Source organism: Mariniflexile sp. TRM1-10 (genome assembly GCF_003425985.1).
Lineage (GTDB): Bacteria > Bacteroidota > Bacteroidia > Flavobacteriales > Flavobacteriaceae > Mariniflexile.
This window is the reverse complement of the sequence record NZ_CP022985.1, coordinates 1,141,447-1,162,301: the sequence shown is the minus strand read 5'-3', so window position 1 is coordinate 1,162,301 and position 20,855 is coordinate 1,141,447. Positions and strand designations below refer to the sequence as shown.

Below are 20,855 nucleotides of genomic sequence, written 5' to 3'. Positions count from 1 at the left end.
TTTATTAAAAGCCGTATCCGTCATTTTTTAATGTACCTTGACTATTATCAATGGCTGTAACAGGTATTGGGAATATATATCTCACTACACCAGGTTTTGGACCGTTAATATAATTGTTCCAGTCATTTAAAATAAATTCTGAATAGGTCGTTGTATCGTTGTGCAGACCAATTAAAAAGGATTGTCTCATCCAAGTGTCATCAGGTGCGGCCAAAACTTTGTTGTCTGGGTTTAATACAGCAAAATTCCCATCGTCATCAGTTTTCCAGTACATGTAGTCTGGACCAGTACCTGTTCCGTTAAAGGCAGCGTCAGCCAGTTCCATAAGGCCTTCAACTGTTTCTTGTGCCTTTTCAGAATAGAGGTTCCAACGAATCAGCTCATATTTACGAATCATTTCACCACCAAATTCCCAAGCACGCTCATCAACAATGGCATCAAAAAATGTTTGTTTAGATACAGAAATTTGAGCTAAGTATGCATCTACTTTGGTACTCCAATCGGCAGGATCGAACGCACGCTGGCGTACTCTTTTAAAAGCGTCTTGAGCTTCCGTTGTAGGACCATTTAACTCGTTTTCTGCTTCAGCAAACATTAATAATACATCAGCATAACGCATCATCGGCCAGTTTATACCAGTTCCTTTTGCTGACTCTCTTCCCGGAGGTTCCGGCAATAAGCGTCTGTTCCATTTGCCTTGTGAAATATTGCTTACGCCTACATGTTGCAAGGTGTCCTCCACAGTAACTTTAAATAACCCACAAGTAACTTCCCTACGTTTGTCCTTACCATCAAAAGACATGTAATACGTAGCGGGCATTGCCATATAGTTGCTGCCAGATCCATAAGCATGTTTTGCCTCTGTACCACCATCAACACGGATACCTATATTCCAACCTACATCACCACCACCTTTAGCAAAAGGTACTTCAAATAATATTTCTTCGTTTATAGGTGTTATGAATAGATTTTCGTTTAAAAATACTTGTCTAAAGTCTGTTGGTAATGGTCTGTCTTTTAAATCTATTAATTTTTTGCTGTATTGTTTAGCAATGGCATAATATTCTAAATAGTCGCTATCACGAACCATATTAAGTTCGGGTGTTAAGTAATAGCCACCACGTTGTAATGCTAAACGAGCAATCATGCCCAAGGTGTATTCGCGGTTTACCTGCTCAATACCATAAGGTAAAGCATCGCCCCATTGCATACCTTCTTCGACGTCTATTAAGTGTTGGATTTCACTTGCCAGAATTATATTTCTATGTGTTTTTGGGATAAAGAAATTTGCACCAGCAACAGGAGCTTCAGTAATGTATGGTACATCACCAAAATAATAAGCCAACATACTATACCAGTAAGCCCTTAAGGTATGGGCTTCTCCTAATAATTGTCTGAAAGTGTTTTTTACCGTTGCATCTTCAGAATCCAGATTTCCACTGTTGGTTAACCCTTCAATGGCGATATTGGCATCTCTAATAGCTCTATAGGCATAAGTCCAAACAATGTTTAAATCGCCATTAGAATTTGTTGCATCTAAATTCCATATTTCGCGTCGACCATTGTCGTATTCTGCATTATGATATCCAATTTCAATATCGGTGCAACCAGTGAAGTTATTAGATAATCTGGATCTAAAAGCATCTTGGTTAAAATAAGAATAAACCGCATTTACCCCATTTCTAGCATCATCAACATTAGAGTAAATATAGTTAAGGTCGAACGTTGAAATAGAGTCAGGCTCTAAAAAATCTTTGTCGCACGATGTAGCTATTAAAACTATTGGTATAATAGCTAATATTAGTTTAAGTTTCATATTGATAAATTTCTTTTTCATAAATTAAAATGTTGCATTAATACCGAATGTATAAGAGCGTGCTCTAGGGAAAGATGATCTATCCAAACCTGGAGTGAAAGGGTTACTACTTGAGTTAACCTCTGGATCGTATCCTGAATATTTTGTCCAAATAGCCAAGTTTCTTCCTGTTGCAAACACTCTAAATTTAGATAAACCAATTTTAGATATTAATTTTTCAGGTAAACTATAGCCTAAAGTTACGTTATTTAATCTTAAGAAAGAACCATCTTCTATAGCCCAATCGTGAATAACAGCGGCAGCAACACCATGGCTAGCATGAGACCAAATATTTTTACCTTGATTTAGTTCTCTTAATTGTTCCAAATCTGTAACAATACCACCAGGAGTACCTGTATAAGAACCATCAATATCAAGATAGGTGAATCTATTTTCTAGGCTCATAGTGCTTAACAAGTTACCATTGTTAATTCTTCTAAATTGATTAAATTGAATTTTACCAGTATTATAAACGTCGTTTCCTACTTGGTAATTAAAGAATGTTGCTAAATCAAAGCCTTTATATCTTACATTGACACCGAAACCACCTTGAAAATCTGGAAGTGCATTTCCAATAACCTTTCTGTCATTATCATCATCAATAATACCATCGCCATTTAAGTCCTTTAATTTTAGAACGCCAGGTCTTAAAGTATTGCCCACAGTACCAGAAGAATTAGCAACACCATCTTTTAAAATATAAGTACTAGTTACTTCGTCATAGCTTTCAAAATCATCTACCGTATAGTAGCCATCAGTAACAAATCCATACATGTTACCAATTTTACCTCCCAATTCAAGGATGTAGTCATTTCTGTTTCTAAGGTCTGTACTTGCCCAGTTTGACTGTGCAAATCTTGATTGCGTACCATCCAGTTTTTCAATGGTAAGTACGTTGTGACCAATGTTAAGGTTAGCCGATAAGGTAAAATCTTTAGTGTCTATAATATAACCAGTAAGCCCTAGTTCAACCCCTTCGTTTGCCGTACTACCAATATTGGCGTATTCTTCATTAAAACCAGTAGAGGTTGGAATTGCCCTAGTATAAAGTAAGTCTCGGGTTTCGTTTCTATAATAGTCGAAGCTACCATTTAAACGTCTCTTAAACATGGTGAAATCCAAACCATAGTTACTTGTTACTGTGGTTTCCCAAATTAAATCTGGGTTATATAGGGAGCTACTATCAGGAGTATAATAAACATTATCTATATTACCAAAACCAGGGCCTCTAAGTGTTGTTCCTTGAAATAGAAATTGTGTTAAGCCAGAACCAATTCTGTCGTTACCTGTTTCACCATAACTTATTCTTAATTTTAGTTCATCAACAAAATCTACATCTTTCATGAAATTTTCTTGGTCTAGTTTCCAAGCAAAAGCCAATGCAGGGAAAATACCTAAAGAGTTTTCTTTAGCAAATTTACTTGATTGATCTGCCCTAGCAGTAAGCGTAAAGATATATTTGTCTTGTAATTGGAAATCAAATCGACCAAATAAAGATTTTCTATTTGTATCTGTAAATACGCCACCATCAATTCTGTCAACATCCCCAAATTGCATGTTTGCAAACAACTCTTCTGGTGTAACCGATAAACGGAAGTTTTCAGCTCTAATAAAATTAGATTTACCACCGCTAGAAGATACTTCATGCCCAACTAAAACGTCTAATCTAGATTCTCCCCAGTCTTTTTTATAATTTAAAGTGTTAATCCAACGATATGAATGGTCATCTCTGTTGGTTCTTTGTCCTAGAGGTAAGCTACCACCGTTATTAAATGATTCGCTTGTTAATGGCCCGTAGAATCTTAAATCTTCTTGAAACCCTTTAGATCGTGAAAAGGATGATTTTGCAGTAATTTCATCTGTAATAGACCAAGTCAATGCCGCATTAAAGACATAATCGTGATCAGTTCTTTTTCTCCAATCTTGTTTCACTAATTCATTAGGATTAATCAAGCCTAGTAAAAACTGTTGGAAATCATCATCCTCAGTTACTTGATTTAAATCAATATCCAATTCATCAGCAATACCATTAACGGGTCTTGTTTGAACAGCATCTTTGATGCTTAATTGACCACTTGATGTTCCTGCACCATCTTTTATGGTGTTTGTTATTCGAGCTTGAGCATCAAATGTAAGCCTGTCTGATATTTTTTGGTTTAATTTAAAGTTAATCGCCGTTCTTTCATAAGCAGACCCAGTTAATAAACCTTCATCGGCATTGTGTGACAAACTTAAATTCATTTTGGTCATTTCAGTACCACCACCAATAGATAGATTGTGATATTGCGAAAGTCTTGAGCCTCCAAATAATTCATCTTGCCAATCGGTTGGCCTTCTGTTTTTATATAGCTCTAAATCGTCATATTTTCCGAAGAATTTTTCAAAGCCTTCAATAGCTGTTTGACCTCTTAATGCTTGGTATTCATAGTTAGCCAAAACAAATTCATATGGACTTAACACGTCAAATTTTCTATCTTGAGGTAATTCGCTGAATTGGTAAAAGTTGTTATAGCTTACCGACGTTTTTCCAGCAACAGGAGATTTAGTGGTAACAACAATGACACCATTAGATGCCTGTGCACCATAAATAGCAGTAGCCGCCGCATCTTTTAAAACATCAATACTAGCAATATCATTAACAGGTATGTTGTCAATACCTCCAACAATAAACCCATCTACTACAAATAAAGGGCTATTATCTTGTGATAAGGATGTACCACCCCTAACTCTAATTCTAATCTCAGCACCAGGTTCACCATCGGAAGAAGTTACATTAACACCTGGCAACCTTCCTGAAAGTGCTTCGGCAGCACTAGAAATAGGAATGGTTGAAAGTTCTTTGCTGCTAATACTTGCACTAGAACCTGTCATGTCAGCTTTTCTAACTTTGCCATAACCATAATCTACAATAACAATTTCGTCTAATTGGCTTACATCGGTCGCTAAAGTGACATTAATAGATGTTCTGTTGTTTACGGCTACCTCTTGGGTTTTATAACCAATATAAGAGAATACAATGGTTGCGTTTGGGGCTACATTGTTAAGCGTAAACTGTCCGTCAAAATCAGTAGAAGTACCATTAGAAGTTCCTTTAACCAGAACTGTAACACCAGGAAGGGGGCCGCCTAATTCGCCACCATCTGTTACTAATCCACTAATTGTTAGTTGGCTTTGTGCAAATACATTGCCTGCACAAAGTAAAAATACTCCAATAAATAAAGCTGAGAAAGCCTTATTACAGCGTGATTTTTTTTCTCTAACCTTAGGCAAGAAAAAAAGATAATCAAATAAGGAATGGTTTGTCATAAAAAGTTTGTTTAATTGTTAATTTTTGTTGTTGGTATATTACTGTTGTTAAAATTACAATTTAATGAATTCGATTACATAATGTGGTTGCTTAAAACTATACTCTTTAAATTTAATGAAAAAACACTGCTTTTCATCCCTTTTTTAAACTCAATTTGAATAACTTAGCTATATGAGAGTTGGATATTTATCATGTAATCGATTGCCCAAATATAAATAATATTTAGCATAAAGCAAATTTTTAGAAAAAATTAACATAAATATTTTTTGAAATCTTGATTAAAAAAACATTTTAATTTTTTACTGTTCAAAATTTGTTCGTCTTTATAATAGATTGCATTGTGCTTTTATAAATATGCTTTTTAAGCATATTTTTGCTTCTGATAAACATTACTTTTATCGGATTTATTCTATGCCTATTACTATATAATAACGATTAATATGAACCAAGAGTTGGGTTTTAAAGCATATGAATATTCAGTAAGTCAAGGTCTAAGCTTTTCCTGAATTTTTGAACTTTGGAAAAGCTATTTCCCAGACGCAAGGCTCTTTTCAACCTTTGGTTCACATGATTAATTAACGACTATTGTCTAAGACAAAATTTTTTAATAAATGCAAATTTAGTGCATGACAAAAATCCAAATATATCCAGATGCCAGTCTGAGCCTTTCGGAAGCTGCGCTTTTATCTTCAAATAAAATATATTTTCATTTTCGATAATGCTCAATGTGACACGCTTCAATTTTTATCATGTACTATAAAAATACAAAGTGTTAAATATTTGTGATTTTATAAAAAAAGAACTATATTTTATAACGATTTTTTAGTTTTATTTGTCTGAAAAAACGAAAATACAAATGAGCTATTTTCGATTTATAAAATTGACCGTAGTTCAAAACTACATATCCAAAACTGTTAATTTGCTGATATTGCAGCATCTAAATTCTAAAATTGTATTTAGTGATTAATTCTAAAATATTGATTACAATACACTCTCAACTAAGTTATTAATATTTAAAACTACTTAAAAATGAAAAAACAATTACTTTTATTTACAATACCATTGTTGCTTTTAACAGCAACGTTACAAGCCCAAATTAAATATTGGGATTTTGGCGCCAAAGAATTGGGCGCTGGCTATGAAAACATGCTTCCTGTTGAATATCTAAATGCTTTATCGGCTAAACTACGCCAAATCGATTGGGTTGATGCGGGTGGCAACATAGTAACAAATTATGCTGATGGTGTAGGCTATGCTGCTAAATCTGGATATGAAAATGAAAATGGGCATTCTGTAGAATCAGTTTTTTTAACAACGGGAAATGAATTGTATTATCCTAAATCTTTAGGGGGTACAATGGATAATTTCCAAATTACTTCTCAAGATACAGATAGTGCAACTGGAGGTGTTCACCTTAGTGGGGATAGTTCTTTTACGAAACCTAAGATGTTGCCAGATATAGATGGTGGAGTTGATTTTTCTTTTTTAGACGATAGTAATAGTGATCGTCTAGTAACAACAAACAAAGCATTAACGCGTTATGATGAGCGTGATGATATGCCTGATGGTATGGATCCAAATTTATTTCCAGGGTGCGTTCAATTTACAACCGCAGGCGATAAGCGTTATCAATCAACTGGTCGATCAAGAGGTTTCGGTTTTAATTTAGAAACAGGGCAATGGATAACCGTTGTTGGTTCAGGAGAATATGGTAATAAAGATGATGAGGGAGATCCAGTTAGATATGGTTTTGGTACAGGTTATTTTAGTTTTGAAAGTGTTGGGGCAAAAACAGTTAATGTTAAGATAGAAGATGATGGTGAAGGTCAAGGCAGCAATACAGGGCCTATTGATGGTACAGATCAAGGCGATGAAGCTGTTAGAGTTATGCAGTTTCAGGCTGTTGATGCAGGAGTTTACAAAATAGCCAATAGAGGTTATAAAATACGTATTTATAGAATTTATTTAGGAAAAGTAGATGTATCACTAGGAGCAGGTCTTGAAACAAAAATTTATGAAAACGGTGTTTACAGTAAAACGCTTTCTACAGAAAATAATATCCGTGTATCAACAGATGTTCAAGCAGTTGGTAACAGAATATATGTTTCTAACGTAAAATCCAGTACTGAAGTTAAAATATATGCCATTACTGGTGCTTTAGTAAAAGAGTTTAAAACAAGTAGCGATGTGGATTTCAGTTTCAAATCCGGTCTTTATATAGCTACGGTTAAAACCGCTGAAGGTCAAAAATCTGTTAAATTATTATTGAACTAGTTCTTTTTTTAACAAGTTCACTATAAAAAGTTTTAAAGAGAATGCCTTAATAGGCATTCTCTTTTTTTGTATAAATATCAATAAAAAGCATATCGAAATTCACATTATATCGATTAAAATTGCAAATAAACGAAATAATTATGTTTAAAAAATAAAAGTGTGTAAGACTTATCAGTGTTTTAAAAAAAAATATTTATATTAGGCAATCGATTACGGTATTGTGGTCGTATAAAACTAAAACTATATAGAATATGAAAAAACAATTACTTTTATTTATTTTACCAATGTTGCTTTTAACTGCAACTATGCAAGCCCAAACTCATACTTGGGATTTTGGGCTTAACAGTGGTGGATTTTGGTTGGACCTTCCTCAAATGGCAGCTAATTCACCAGATCAAACCATAGATGGGTTAACTTTCGTTGCAGGCACTGCTGCTTTTGGAGGTATGCGGAATGTTGGTGCTACAGCAACATTTGCAGATGGTTATACCCCTGTTCAAGAATGGCAAAGTCAAGGTAGTAGTCAAGGTACTAGTGCTCTACCTGCTAGACGCTATTTCTCATTTCCTGTAAGTGGAGATGTAGATGTAAAAGTTTGGTTTAGAGTAAATGGTACTGGAGGTCGTACCGGTTACATAGGTGATGGTACAAATACATTAGCATCAGCAACCAGTGAATTAACTACAGACGGTCTTATTATGCTCGGTACTTATACTGGGGGAGCAGGTACTATTTATATATCCTCAAGTGCTTCAGTTAACTATATGAAAATTCAAGTAGGACCCGTTGGTACACTTGGTTTAGATGCTAAAATATCATCGGTTTCAACAAATGTTCAAGCTGTTGGAAGCAGAGTGTATGTATCAAACGTAAAATCTAGTTCTGAAATATCTATTTACAGTATTACAGGTGCATTAGTGAAATCATTTAAAACGAATAGCGATACTAATTTTGCTTTCAAATCTGGGTTATATATAGCTACTATTAAAACTTTAGAGGGTCAGAAATCTGTAAAATTATTATTGAATTAATTTATAAATAATAACTTTTTTCAAAAGAAGGATATGCAATGAAATGTACATCCTTCTTTTTTTTTTGCTTAATACTTTCTCTAGACTAATTTATATAATTGGTCAGCGTTCAAAAATAGCACCTCATTATTGCTAATTTGTTAATATTAGCCATATAAACATGATATGCAATTAAGAACTTATGCAAAAACGTTTTTCAGGAGTTGTAGTACCCATGATAACACCGCTCAATAAAGATTTTACTGTAGATGTTGTTGCTGTTGAACGTATTGTAACGCTTTTTGCTGAAAATGGTATTCATCCATTAGTGCTAGGTACCACCGGAGAATCGAGTTCTATTGGCGAATTGGAAAGTTTTCGGTTGGTGGAGGCTGCGGTTAAAACAAAAGCAAAAAATCAGTGTATTTATGTGGGACTGGTTGGAAATCAGGTTGACGATTTGATACATCGAGGCAATTTATACATAAGCTCTGGTGCCGATTGTGTGGTGGCTACATTGCCATCTTATTATGGACTTACTCCAAATCAAATGACGCTATTTTACAAAACCTTGGCAGATGAAATTTATGGACCATTAATGATGTATAACATCAAAGCGACTACACAAATGTCCATTCCTTTAGAAGTGGTTACCGAGTTGTCTTCACATCCAAATATTTGGGGTTTAAAAGATTCTGAACGTGATGTGGAACGTATGGAATTGCTCATAAAAACATATAAAAGCAATCCAGATTTCTCATATTTCTGTGGTTGGGGAGCACAAAGTGCGGGGAGCTTAAAATTAGGAGCTGATGGTATTGTGCCCAGTACAGGTAATTATGTGCCGGAAATGTATAAAAACTTATATGAAGCTGCCATTAATCAAGATTGGGAAGTTTGTGATACATGGCAAAATGAAACCGATATCGTAGCTCAACAATACCAAAAAGATAAAACGTTAGGCGAATCGTTAGCGGTTCTAAAAGCACTGATGTATAAAAAAAAATTATGTAATAAAACCATGATGCCACCATTAACCGAGGTGGAATAAACTAAACCAACAAAAAACCAAACTATTATGCTAAATATTCATTGGATTGATGTCACTATTGTAATCATATCTGTATTATTCACACTTGGTGCAGGGTTTTATTTTGCCCGAAGACAAAAAAGTTCCGATCACTATTTTTCAGGAAGTAAAACCATCCCAGCTTGGGCTATTGGTATTTCCATATTTGCAACCTTAATTAGTAGTGTCACCTTTTTAGCATATCCAGCGGCAGCCTATAAATCCAATTGGATTTTGTTAGTACAAGGTTTAATGGTCCCCATTGTGTTGGTCGGATTAATTTGGGTGATTATTCCTTTATTTCGTAAAGTGATTCGTTTAAGTACGTATGAATATTTCGAACGTCGTTTTGGAGTGTTTGCACGTATGTACAGTTCCATAGCATTTATATTAACACATTTCTCTAAAATGGGAACGGTGCTGTATTTGGTTAGTTTAGCATTAGCAACCCTAACGGGATTGGATGTAACAACCTATATTTTAATGCTTAGTGTCGTTATTATTTTTCTAACCTTACTTGGAGGTATTGAAGCTGTTATTTGGATGGATGTCATCCAAGGTTTTTTACTAATTGGTGGCGGATTATTATGTGCAGGCATTTTGTTGTTTAATTATGAAGGTGGCCCAGGACAGATGTTAAGTGAAGCTGTTACCATGAAAAAAATAGATTTCGGACCTTATAATTTTAGCTTTACGGAATTGACATTTTGGGTATTGGTTATCAACGGTGCTTTTTACGCGTTACAGAAATACGGTACCGACCAAACTATTGTACAAAGATATTTAGCAGCCAAAAGCGATAAAGACGCTAAAAAAGCAGCCTACATCGGGGTGTTCGCTAGTGTGCCAGTTTGGGCATTGTTTATGCTAATAGGCTCGTTATTGTTTGTGTTTTATAACTCTGGAGCTGCTATATTGCCCGAAGGTATAAATGCAGACCAAGCTTTTACTTATTTTATAGGCACCGAATTACCGGTAGGAGCTGTTGGTTTGGTACTGGCAGCATTAATTGCAGCGGCTGTTTCCAGTTTAGATTCCGATATGAACTGTTTGGCAGCTATTGGCGTTGAAGATTTCTACCAACGATTCAAACCAAATTGTACCGATAAAGACAGATTGGTTGTGGGGCGCTTATTGGTCTTGCTTTCGGGAATAGCCATGTCGGTAGTGGCACTTCTATACGCTGCTTGGGATGGCGAGGGTGTTCTTGGTGTGGTTTTCGAACTTTATGCTATATTTTCAGCAGGTATTGTTGGTATCTTTATTTTGGGATTGTTTTCAAGGCGAGCTAATAAACAGGGGTTGCATATAGGGATTGCTGCTTGTATTGCTTTTACAGCTTATGCTGTTTTAACAACTACAAAAATAGGTGATGGTGACGTTATTTGGGATTTAGGAAACTATAATTTTCCGCATCATAAATATATGCTAGGTGTTTATAGTCATCTCATTGTCTTGATAGTTGGTTATTTTGCTAGTTTTTTATTCAAGTCAGAAAATGCTAAAGATGAATTAACTATTTACGGTTATTTTAAATTAAAAGAAAAGAACGCTTAACGCTTTATTGATAATGAATTCAATTACTTTATTACAACCGGGAAAAATTGTATTTGGAGAAGGTTCCTTAAAAGAACTTTCAAACGATACTATTTTAGAAGGTTCAAACAGTATATTACTGCTAGTGGCAACACCGTTGTTGCAGGCTGTTGAAGAGATAGTTAAAAGTCTTAAATCTAAAAACAAACAGGTTCAACTTGTTGAATATAAATTTTTAGGTGAACCCACATTTTCACAATTCAATATATTGTTAAATGAGAATCAAGGATTTAATCCAGATTGCGTTATAGGCATTGGCGGCGGCAGTGTTTTAGATTGCGCCAAATTGTTAGCAGCACTCATTAATAATTCGCAAAAATTAGAAGATGTTGTTGGTATTGGGCTTTTAAATGGTTGCTCCATAAAATTAATTTGTATTCCAACAACATCGGGAACAGGAAGTGAAGTATCTCCAAATGCCATTTTGTTAAATGAAGACACCCAAGCGAAAAGTGGCATAATTAGTCCATATTTAGTCCCAGACGCCTGTTATTTGGATCCTGTTTTAACGGTTAGTCTCCCTTCTAAATTAACAGCGGAAACAGGTATTGACGCCTTGTCGCATTGTATTGAAGCTTACACCAATAAGTTTGCGCATCCAACGGTAGATGTCTATGCTTTAAAAGGAATTCAACTTATAGCTGAAAACATTCAGGAAGCTTGTGAAAATGGCAGTAATATCGAAGCACGTTCGGCACTTTTACTAGGTTCTATGTACGGCGGTTTGTGTTTGGGACCGGTAAATACATCGGCGGTTCACGCACTGTCTTATGGCTTGGGTGGTAAGTTTCATGTTCCCCATGGACTTTCAAATGCTATTTTAATGCCTGAGGTTTTACGATTTAATCTTTCGGCAAATCCAAAAAGACATGCCGATGTGGCACGAGCTTTAGGGATAACACTTGAAGGAAGTGATGAAGAGATCGCTTTAGCAGGCATAGAAAAGATTGAAGCCATATCAAAAGCATGTAACATTCCACAACGACTAATAGAGATTGGTGTGACAGAAGATGTGTTGCCAGAATTAGCAGATATCGCCATGAAAGTCACTCGATTATTAAAAAATAATCCAAGAGAGGTGACTAGAGAAGATGCCATTGGGATTTATAAAAGATTACTATAAAAATTAAAATGATGCACCATCCATGATAAAAACATTTTTAACACACAGGAGCATGATTATGGATGCACCATCTGACCAATAAAAAGAGGATAGATGATAGAAAATAGATGATAGAAAAAAAGAGGAGCTTTGCAACTCATAACCCCATAACCTTATAACCTCAACATAAACAGATGAAACACCCATGCTAAAAGCACCTTTAACACACAAGAACATGATTATGGGTGTAACATCTGACCATATTAAAAAACAATAGATATAAACAGATGAAACCAAAAATAGGAATCTCAATGGGTGATCCTGCGGGAATTGGTCCAGAAATAATCATAAAAACGTTGGCATTAAAAGATGTTTACAACCGTTGTAGCCCTTTAGTTGTTGGTGATGCCCAAACTATGCAAAACGAAGTGAATGCATTAAAATCGTCGTTAAAAATACATGCCATTCAAAATGTAAATGATGCCAAATTTGAATATGGAACTATTGATGTGTTCGATTTAAAAAACGTAGTAACTGCCGAATTAAAACCTGGAATTGTTACGGCTATGGCCGGGAAAGCAGCTTTTGAAGCGGTTATAAAAAATATAGAATTAGCATTAGCAAATCAGATTGATGCAACGGTCACAGCGCCAATTAATAAGGAATCGATTCACAAAGCAGGACATAAGTATTCGGGACATACCGAGATTTATGCAGATTATACGGGTACGAAGAAATTCGCTATGCTTTTGGCTGATGAAAATTTTAGAGTCATTCACGTAAGCACGCATGTGTCGTTGCGCCAAGCCTGCGATTTATGTAAAAAAGATCGTGTGTTTGAAGTCATTACCTTGTTAGATGATGCTTGTAAAAAATTCGGAATTGAAAATCCTAGAATTGCCGTAGCAGGCTTAAATCCGCATGCGGGCGAAAATCAATTATTTGGAGATGAAGAAGTGACTGAAATTATTCCAGCTATTGAAGAAGCCAATAAATTAGGTTATACAGTGGAAGGCCCCTTTCCTCCAGACACTATGTTTGTAAAAGCAGTGCAGGGAAAATTTGATGGGTGTATTGCGATGTACCACGATCAAGGTCATATTCCTTTTAAATTGGAAGGTTTTAAATGGGACAACGAAAAGGAAACCATGAAAAGTGTAAAAGGTGTTAACATCACTTTAGGACTGCCAATTATACGTACGTCTGTTGATCATGGAACTGCTTTTGAAATTGCAGGACAAGGTATTGCTTCGGCGGATGCTATGCTGGTCGCCATTGATTATGCGATTGTTATGGCTAAACATAAAAAATAATGATTACGGTTATAGCAGACGATTTAACTGGAGCGGCAGAAATTGCAGGTATTTGTCTTCGCTACGGTATAGATGTGGTTTTTGGCATAGATGCTATTCCTGAAAAGCCAGCTCAAGTAGTTATAATTGCAACGGATTCCCGTTCACTATCAGAAGAACAAGCCTATAAAGTGCATCTACAATTAGCTGGTGACATCATTAAAAATAACCCGAATCAAATTATTTTTAAAAAATGCGATTCCGTTTTACGAGGTCATGTTTTAACTGAAATTTTAGCGTTGATAGCTATTACAAGTAAAAGTATTGTTTTGTTACAGCCAGCAAATCCATTGGGGAATCGTTGTATTAGTGATGGTATTTATTATGTAAATGATGTTAAGATTGAAAATACAGGCTTTGCCACAGATCCTGATTTTCCTGCGAAAACATCCTTGGTTAAGAATTTGCTTTTAGGCCGAAGTTCAAAAAAAGATAGCATTCAAGTTTATGCAGGAATGATTCATGAAACCAATTCAAAAGGATTATATATTCCAGATTGCAGTCATGGATCTGATTTAATAAATAATGTGAAGCTATATAATGAAGACATGATTATTGGCGGAAGCGCCGCTTTTTTTGAGCAATTTTTGATTAAATTAAAAGTGGTTTCAACAAAAAAAGATTCTGTGAAACTTAATTTTTCAAAAGATTACTTATTGGTTTCAGGAAGTACACATCCAAAAAGCATAGCATTCACAAAAAGGCTTGAAAAAAGTAATTGTACTGTTTTTACGTTTCCTGAACACCTTCTGTTTGAAAATGTAGAGGAATCAGTTTTAAATGAATGGATACTAAAAGTTGCCAAAAGCTACCAAATAACCAAAAAGGTGGTTTTAAGAATTTCAAATGAAATAATTGAATTTACCAATAGCTCAAAAGTGCTTAAAACCCGAATGAGTTTTGTTGTAAAGCATCTTTTTGAGCATTGTAAAATTGATGAAATTTTTATTGAAGGAGGCGCAACGGCCTACGATTTGCTCGATAAATTAAACTGGCATTCATTCACGCCAATTGCTGAATTAGCCTCAGGTGTCGTGCGTATGCATTATGATAATGATCCCAAAAAACACATTACCATCAAACCAGGGAGTTACGAATGGCCAGATGGTTTATTAAATTAACCCGTTGGATGAAATTAAGAAAATTTAATTTATAACGATTTTGATTATAATTTAGAGACTATTTAAATTTTGTTTTTGGAATGTTTTATAGGGTATTTTTTTGTCAGACGAAGGTATTTTGAGATTCATAGCCATAGCTATGGATCGAAAAATAGCTGAAGTATGGCGGAAAAAGGCACATAAAAGAGCCAAAGGATAAAACTTAAACAGTCTCTTAAAGTCAATTTAGCACTCAAGTGTCAGTCTGAGCCTGTCGAAGACACTAGAAGATACATTTCGACAAGCTCAATGTGACAATTTATATAAAATTAGTATTGATAAAGCAATTACACCTAACGGGTTAAATTAGTATATTTAAAATTGATTAAAAAAATATGATAAACTTAAAAGGAATAGCTTGGAATCATACACGAGGTTTTACCTCTGTAGTTGCCACAGCACAACGATTTGAAGAGCTAAATCCCGATGTAAGAATTACATGGGAAAAGCGTTCCTTACAAGCTTTTGCAGATGCTTCCCTTAGTGATTTGGTAAATAATTACGATTTGTTAATTATGGACAATCCCCATGTTTCAATAGCAGCAAAGGATAAGCTTCTATTGCCTTTTGATGATTACTTAAATGCTGAATTCATTAATGAATTAGCCAAAAATAGTGTCGGGAAATCACATGCTAGTTATCATGTATATAATAAACAATGGACCTTGGCAACAGATGCGGCAACACCCATTGCGACTTGGAGAGAAGATTTAATAAGTAAACACAATATACAAATCCCCACAACTTGGGAGGAACTTCTGGAATTAACTAAAACAGGGAAAGTTGCATTTGCATCCATTCCTATAGATACATTGATGCATCACTACATGATGTGTATAGCATTGGGTGGTGATGTTTTTGAAAACAAAACAGAAGTTGCCCCGCGACATATTATGATAGACGCCATTAAAAAGTATAAAGAGTTGGTAGATTTAGCACCTTCCTTTTGTTTAGAAATGAATCCTATCAAAATTTATGAACGCATGACGCAAACGGATGATATTGTTTACAGTCCGTTCAATTATGGGTATTCAAATTATTCTAAAAAGAATTATGCAGATCATACTTTAAAAGCTGGAGGTTTGGTAACTTTTAAGGGAAAAAGGCTTCGTTCTACCTTAGGTGGTGCTGGTATTGCGGTGTCTTCAAAAACCAAGTATGCCGAAGTTGCCATGAAGTATGCCGAATTCACGGCTTCAGAAAAAACGCAATCAGGTTTGTATTTTGAATTTGGAGGGCAGCCGGGACACAGAAAAGCATGGTTAAATGATGATGTGAACAACCAATGCAAAGACTTTTTTAAAGATACGTTGCAAACTTTAGATGAAGCCACCATGCGTCCGCAATATTATGGCTATATGCATTTTCAAGATGAAGCAAGTCCCGTAATTCATGAAGCAGTTTCCGAGAAAGTTTCCATTGAAGTGGCGGTCGATAAAATGAATTCAATTTATAGAGAATCACTAACACATTAAATAATAAATTTTGAAGCCATTAGAAGGTTTATTGGTATTAGAGTTTTCGCAGTTTTTGGCTGGTCCTTCAGCAGGTTTAAAACTAGCCGATTTGGGTGCGCGTGTTATTAAAATTGAGCGTCCTGTAAAAGGGGAGGCCTGTAGACAATTAAGCATCAAGGATTTGTTTGTTGATGATAGTAGTTTGCTTTTTCATACCATAAATAGAAATAAGGAATCCTTTGCTGCCGATCTTAAAAATCCAGCAGATTTAGAAGATGTAAAAAAACTAATTGCCAAAGCGGATATTATGACCCATAATTTCAGGCCTGGTGTGATGGAGAAAATAGGATTGACTTTTGAAGATGTTTTAAACGTCAACCCTAAAATAATTTATGGTTCCATAACAGGTTATGGCAATATCGGTATGTGGGCAAAAAAACCAGGGCAGGATTTATTAGTGCAATCGCTTTCTGGTTTAACGTGGTTAAGCGGAAAAAGTAGTCAGGGTCCCGTGCCTTTTGGATTGGCAGTTGCCGATTTAATGTGTGGCAATCATTTTGTGCAAGGTATTTTGGCGGCATTGCTTAAACGCGCAAAAACAGGAAAGGGTGTTTCCGTTGAGGTTAGCTTGTTGGAATCCGTTCTAGATGTGCAGTTTGAAGCGCTAACTATATTTTTAAATAACGGCGGTAAATTAGCAGACAGAGGAAATGTAAAAGGAAGCGCACATGCCTTTTTAAGTGCACCTTATGGTATTTATGAAACTTTAGATGGTTATTTAGCCATTGCTATGGGTGACCTGCTTTTATTAGGAGGTATTATTGACGTTGATTTGAGGAAGTATTCCGATAAGAAAACGTGGTTTACGGGTAGGGCAGCGATTCGAAAAATATTGCGTAAAAAAATAACGACTCAAAATTCAGACCATTGGATCAAGTTGTTGCGGGAAAATGGCATGTGGTGTGAAAAAGTATTAAACTATAATGATCTAAATAGTAAGGCTTTTATGGATGATTTACAGCTAAAACAAACCGTAAAGAATTCAGCAGGTAAAACTATGGTCACCACCAGAAGTCCTATTAAAATCGATGGAGACATTTTAAGTGCTACCAAAGCAGCTCCTAAAGTAGGTGAAGACAATGCGAAGATTTATGAGCAATTTTTAAGAAAATAAGAAGATGTATGGCGTCATGCTGAACTTGTTTCAGCATCGCAAATGTCATTCAAAAATAACAATTAAATGAACCCTTTAGAAGATTATTTAATAATAGATTTTAGTCAGTTTCTTTCGGGACCATCCGCTAGTTTGCGATTGGCAGATTTTGGTGCACGTGTCATAAAAATCGAAAAACCAGGGAAAGGAGATATTTGCCGTACCTTGTATACGTCCGATTTAATAATGAACGGCGAATCCTCCATATTTCATACCATCAATAGAAATAAAGAATCCTTTGCGGCCGATTTTAAAGATGCAGAAGATTTAAAACTAATAAAGAAATTAATTGCTAAAGCCGATGTGGTGATGCATAATTTTAGACCAGATGTTATGGAACGTGTGGGTTTAAGTTATGATGATGTTAAAGCGATAAACCCAAACGTGGTTTATGCCGAAATATCAGGTTATGGCAGGCATCCAGATTTAAAAGAGCATCCTGGGCAAGATTTATTATTACAATCTTTAACCGCTTTAACTTGGCTAACGGGGAATCAAAATGATGGTCCAGTTGCCATGGGTTTATCGATTGTAGACATGTTGGCTGGCGCGCATTTAGCACAAGGTATTTTGGCGGCATTATATAGAAAAGCCATCCATAATGTGGGAGCTAAAGTGGAAGTGAGCATGTTGGAATCGGCCATCGATTTTCAATTTGAAACCATCACAACGTATTTTAACGACGGCGGTGAATTGCCCGTAAGAACAAAAAGTAACAATGCACATGCATATTTGGGTGCGCCTTATGGTATTTACAAAACCAAAGACGGATTTTTAGCATTGGCGATGGGTTCAATTCCTGTGTTGGCGGAGCTTTTAAAATGTGATGCTTTATGGCAGTTTCCTGAAAACAAATTTAGTTTAAGGGATAAAATTAAAAAGGTATTGGCGACGCATCTTAAAACCCAAAACACTCAATATTGGTTGGATATTTTAGAGCCAGCAGATATTTGGTGTGCCAAAGTTTTAAATTATGAAGAACTTTTTGCTGAAGATGGTTTTAAAGTTCTGGACTTTATTCAGGAAGTTAAAATGGGCGATGGGTATGCCTATGGAACAACACGTTGCCCCATAAAAATTGATGGTGAATTGTTTGTTTCTGAAAAAGGGTCACCAAAGTTGGGTGAGCATAACGACAAAATTTTAAAGGAATTAATAAGTGAATAATGGAAAAATTTAGAATCGCCATTCGGAAATTTGAGCCTTTTGAAACCGCCTTAGCTAAGTTATGGGATGCTTTTTGTACTGAAAATAACTTAAGTATGGAGGCAGAATTGGTCGCGTTGGAACTTGATGAGCTATATGAAGAAACAATCACCAATAAAGGCTTGCAAAACGGTAATTGGGATATAGCCCATATAAATACTGACTGGATTTTTGATGCCGTAAACGTACAAGCAGTAGAAAATTTATCGCCAATTATTGCACAAAACCCACCACAGGATTTTCCAGATGGTTGGCATAAATCACTGCTTCATTTGCAACAAATAAATGACAATATTTATGGTTTACCATTTCATGATGGACCGGAATGTTTACTATTTAGAAAAGATTTGTTTGAAGACACTTCAGAAAAAGAAAACTTCAAAAAGCTATATGGCTATGAGTTGCAACCTCCAAAGACGTGGGAACAATTCACGGAAATAGCCACATTTTTTAATAGACCGGAACAAAACTTATATGGTTGTGTATTTGCAAATTATCCTGATGGACACAACATGGTTTTCGATTTTTGTTTGCAATTATGGACCCATGGCGGATCGCTTTTAAATTCAGAAAACCAAATAGATATTAATACACGAGAAGCAATTAAAGCTTTGGATTTCTATAGAACTATTGTAAAAAACAAAAAAATGACCCATCCATATTCAGAAGACTTTGGTTCTGTTGAAGCGGGTATGGCATTTGCAAAAGGTGAAGCATCTATGGCAATAAATTGGTTTGGTTTTGCCTCCATGTGCGAAGTTATTGAAGGATCATTGGTAAAAGGTAAGGTTGATATTGCCGAAATACCCCACGATAAAAATTGTAATTCAGCATCGCTCAATGTCTATTGGTTATATACCATTGGTTCGGGGAGCAGAAATAAAGAATTAGCTTATAATTTTCTAAAATTCGCCACAACACCTGCAAGTGATAAATTACTAACCAACGAAGGTGGTATTGGTTGCAGAAAGTCAACATGGAATGATGCCGAAATAAATAAAACCATTCCGTATTATCATAAATTAGGAATGTTACACGAAAACGCTTTAACCTTGCCACAAACTCCAGTTTGGCATAAAGTCGCAGCGTTAATAGATGGGATGGTTTTGCAAGCCATAAATAGCCATGTGCCTTCTCATTTATTACTGAAAACCACACAGAATAACATCCAAGAAACACTAAAAAAATGACTGTTACCTACAAACCATTATTACCAGAAACCAAGCAACCCATAATTATAATTGGTGCAAGTGGTATTGTAAAAGATGCTCATTTACCAGCTTATAAGATGGCAGGTTTTGAAGTATTTGGAATAACCAACCGTACCATGTCTAAAGCACATGAAATGGCAAAAAACCATAACATTCCAAATGTCTTTGAAAGTGTAGCAGATGCCGTAAAGCAGGCACCCAAAAATGCGGTTTACGATATTACGGTGTTGCCAGACCAATACATTGAAATATTGGAGCAATTGCCGAATGGCGCCGCGGTGCTTATTCAAAAACCAATGGGTAACGATTATAAGCAGGCTAAAGACATTGTTGCTGTTTGCGAACGTAAAAATTTAGTAGCAGCCATTAACTTTCAATTACGCTTTGCGTCGTTTGTAAGTGCCGCAAGACATATGATTGATCAAGGATTGATTGGTGATTTATACGATATGGAATTTAAAGTTACTGTAAAAACACCTTGGGAATTGTTTCCCGTAATAAAACAGCATCCACGGTTAGAAATTCTATTTCATAGTGTGCATTATATTGACTGTATCCGTTCGTTTTTAGGGAATCCCAAACGTGTTATGGCTAGAACAACAAAACATCCCTTAAAAGATTTGTCGTCTTGTCGTTCTACTATTATTTTAGATTATGGCGACACTATGAGCGTAAAAATAAATACCAACCACGATCATGAATTTAATACAAAACACCAAGAAAGCTATATCAAATGGGAAGGTACAAAAGGAGCTATTAAGGCAAAAATGGGCTTGTTAATGAATTACCCAGACGGCTTACCAGATGCTTTCGAATACACCATTGCCGAAGAAGAAAAAGACTATGAGTGGAAGACCCTGAATCTCGAAGGTTCTTGGTTTCCCGAGGCATTTATAGGCACCATGTCCAATTTGATGCGTTTCAAAGAAGGCTCAGATAAAACATTACATGCCAGCGTTCAAGATGTATTGGATACCATGAAGGTTGTTGAAGCTTGTTACATAAGTGATTCAACAGGTGGCGTTTCATTAACAGAATTATAA

Annotated in this window: 14 protein-coding genes; 12 read left to right on the top strand and 2 right to left on the bottom strand. The window is 35.6% G+C overall.

All coding sequences use genetic code 11. The features are described from left to right. Positions 1-4: 4 nt before the first annotated feature. Together CJ739_RS05070 and CJ739_RS05065 are read right to left on the bottom strand one after the other, a co-directional pair. A complete protein-coding gene (locus tag CJ739_RS05070) occupies positions 5-1,837 on the bottom strand; it encodes a RagB/SusD family nutrient uptake outer membrane protein (RefSeq protein WP_236951608.1) in 1,833 nt (610 codons plus the stop codon). Between the two features lie 3 nt (positions 1,838-1,840). Continuing rightward, the gene (locus CJ739_RS05065; protein ID WP_117173058.1) at positions 1,841-5,161 is read right to left on the bottom strand and encodes a SusC/RagA family TonB-linked outer membrane protein; all 3,321 of its coding nucleotides are present in this window, start codon (positions 5,159-5,161) and stop codon (positions 1,841-1,843) included. Positions 5,162-6,191: 1,030 nt separating this feature from the next. On the opposite strand from CJ739_RS05065, the gene CJ739_RS05060 reads away from it, so the two are divergent. The 12 genes from CJ739_RS05060 to CJ739_RS05005 all read left to right on the top strand — a co-directional run bounded on the left by CJ739_RS05060 (position 6,192) and on the right by CJ739_RS05005 (position 20,855). Next, complete coding sequence (locus CJ739_RS05060; RefSeq protein ID WP_117173056.1) at positions 6,192-7,436, top strand: T9SS type A sorting domain-containing protein; 1,245 nt, start codon at positions 6,192-6,194, stop codon at positions 7,434-7,436. A 251-nt stretch (positions 7,437-7,687) separates the two neighbouring features. Next, positions 7,688-8,467 carry a T9SS type A sorting domain-containing protein gene (locus CJ739_RS05055; RefSeq protein ID WP_117173054.1) on the top strand — a complete coding sequence of 260 codons (780 nt, stop codon included), beginning with the start codon at positions 7,688-7,690 and terminating at the stop codon, positions 8,465-8,467. Positions 8,468-8,648: 181 nt separating this feature from the next. Next, positions 8,649-9,497 carry a dihydrodipicolinate synthase family protein gene (locus tag CJ739_RS05050; protein WP_117173052.1) on the top strand — a complete coding sequence of 283 codons (849 nt, stop codon included), beginning with the start codon at positions 8,649-8,651 and terminating at the stop codon, positions 9,495-9,497. Between the two features lie 27 nt (positions 9,498-9,524). Then, complete coding sequence (locus tag CJ739_RS05045) at positions 9,525-11,072, top strand: sodium:solute symporter family protein (RefSeq protein WP_117173050.1); 1,548 nt, start codon at positions 9,525-9,527, stop codon at positions 11,070-11,072. Positions 11,073-11,085: 13 nt separating this feature from the next. Further along, entirely contained in the window at positions 11,086-12,234 is a 1,149-nt protein-coding gene (locus CJ739_RS05040; protein ID WP_117173048.1) for an iron-containing alcohol dehydrogenase, read from the top strand. A 266-nt stretch (positions 12,235-12,500) separates the two neighbouring features. Continuing rightward, positions 12,501-13,526 (top strand): 4-hydroxythreonine-4-phosphate dehydrogenase PdxA, encoded by a 1,026-nt coding sequence (pdxA, locus tag CJ739_RS05035; RefSeq protein ID WP_117173046.1) that lies wholly within the window; start codon positions 12,501-12,503, stop codon positions 13,524-13,526. Next, the gene (locus CJ739_RS05030) at positions 13,526-14,686 is read left to right on the top strand and encodes a four-carbon acid sugar kinase family protein (RefSeq protein ID WP_117173044.1); all 1,161 of its coding nucleotides are present in this window, start codon (positions 13,526-13,528) and stop codon (positions 14,684-14,686) included. The genes pdxA and CJ739_RS05030 overlap by 1 nt, the downstream gene beginning before the upstream one ends. A gap of 374 nt (positions 14,687-15,060) precedes the next feature. Then, positions 15,061-16,200 carry an ABC transporter substrate-binding protein gene (locus CJ739_RS05025; protein WP_117173042.1) on the top strand — a complete coding sequence of 380 codons (1,140 nt, stop codon included), beginning with the start codon at positions 15,061-15,063 and terminating at the stop codon, positions 16,198-16,200. A 10-nt stretch (positions 16,201-16,210) separates the two neighbouring features. Beyond that, on the top strand, positions 16,211-17,356 hold the full coding sequence (locus tag CJ739_RS05020) for a CaiB/BaiF CoA transferase family protein (protein ID WP_117173040.1): 1,146 nt from the start codon (positions 16,211-16,213) through the stop codon (positions 17,354-17,356). Between the two features lie 66 nt (positions 17,357-17,422). Next, complete coding sequence (locus tag CJ739_RS05015) at positions 17,423-18,562, top strand: CaiB/BaiF CoA transferase family protein (RefSeq protein WP_117173038.1); 1,140 nt, start codon at positions 17,423-17,425, stop codon at positions 18,560-18,562. Further along, a complete protein-coding gene (locus CJ739_RS05010; RefSeq protein WP_117173036.1) occupies positions 18,562-19,791 on the top strand; it encodes an extracellular solute-binding protein in 1,230 nt (409 codons plus the stop codon). Before CJ739_RS05015 ends, CJ739_RS05010 begins: the two co-directional genes overlap by 1 nt. Then, on the top strand, positions 19,788-20,855 hold the full coding sequence (locus CJ739_RS05005; protein ID WP_117173034.1) for a Gfo/Idh/MocA family protein: 1,068 nt from the start codon (positions 19,788-19,790) through the stop codon (positions 20,853-20,855). Before CJ739_RS05010 ends, CJ739_RS05005 begins: the two co-directional genes overlap by 4 nt.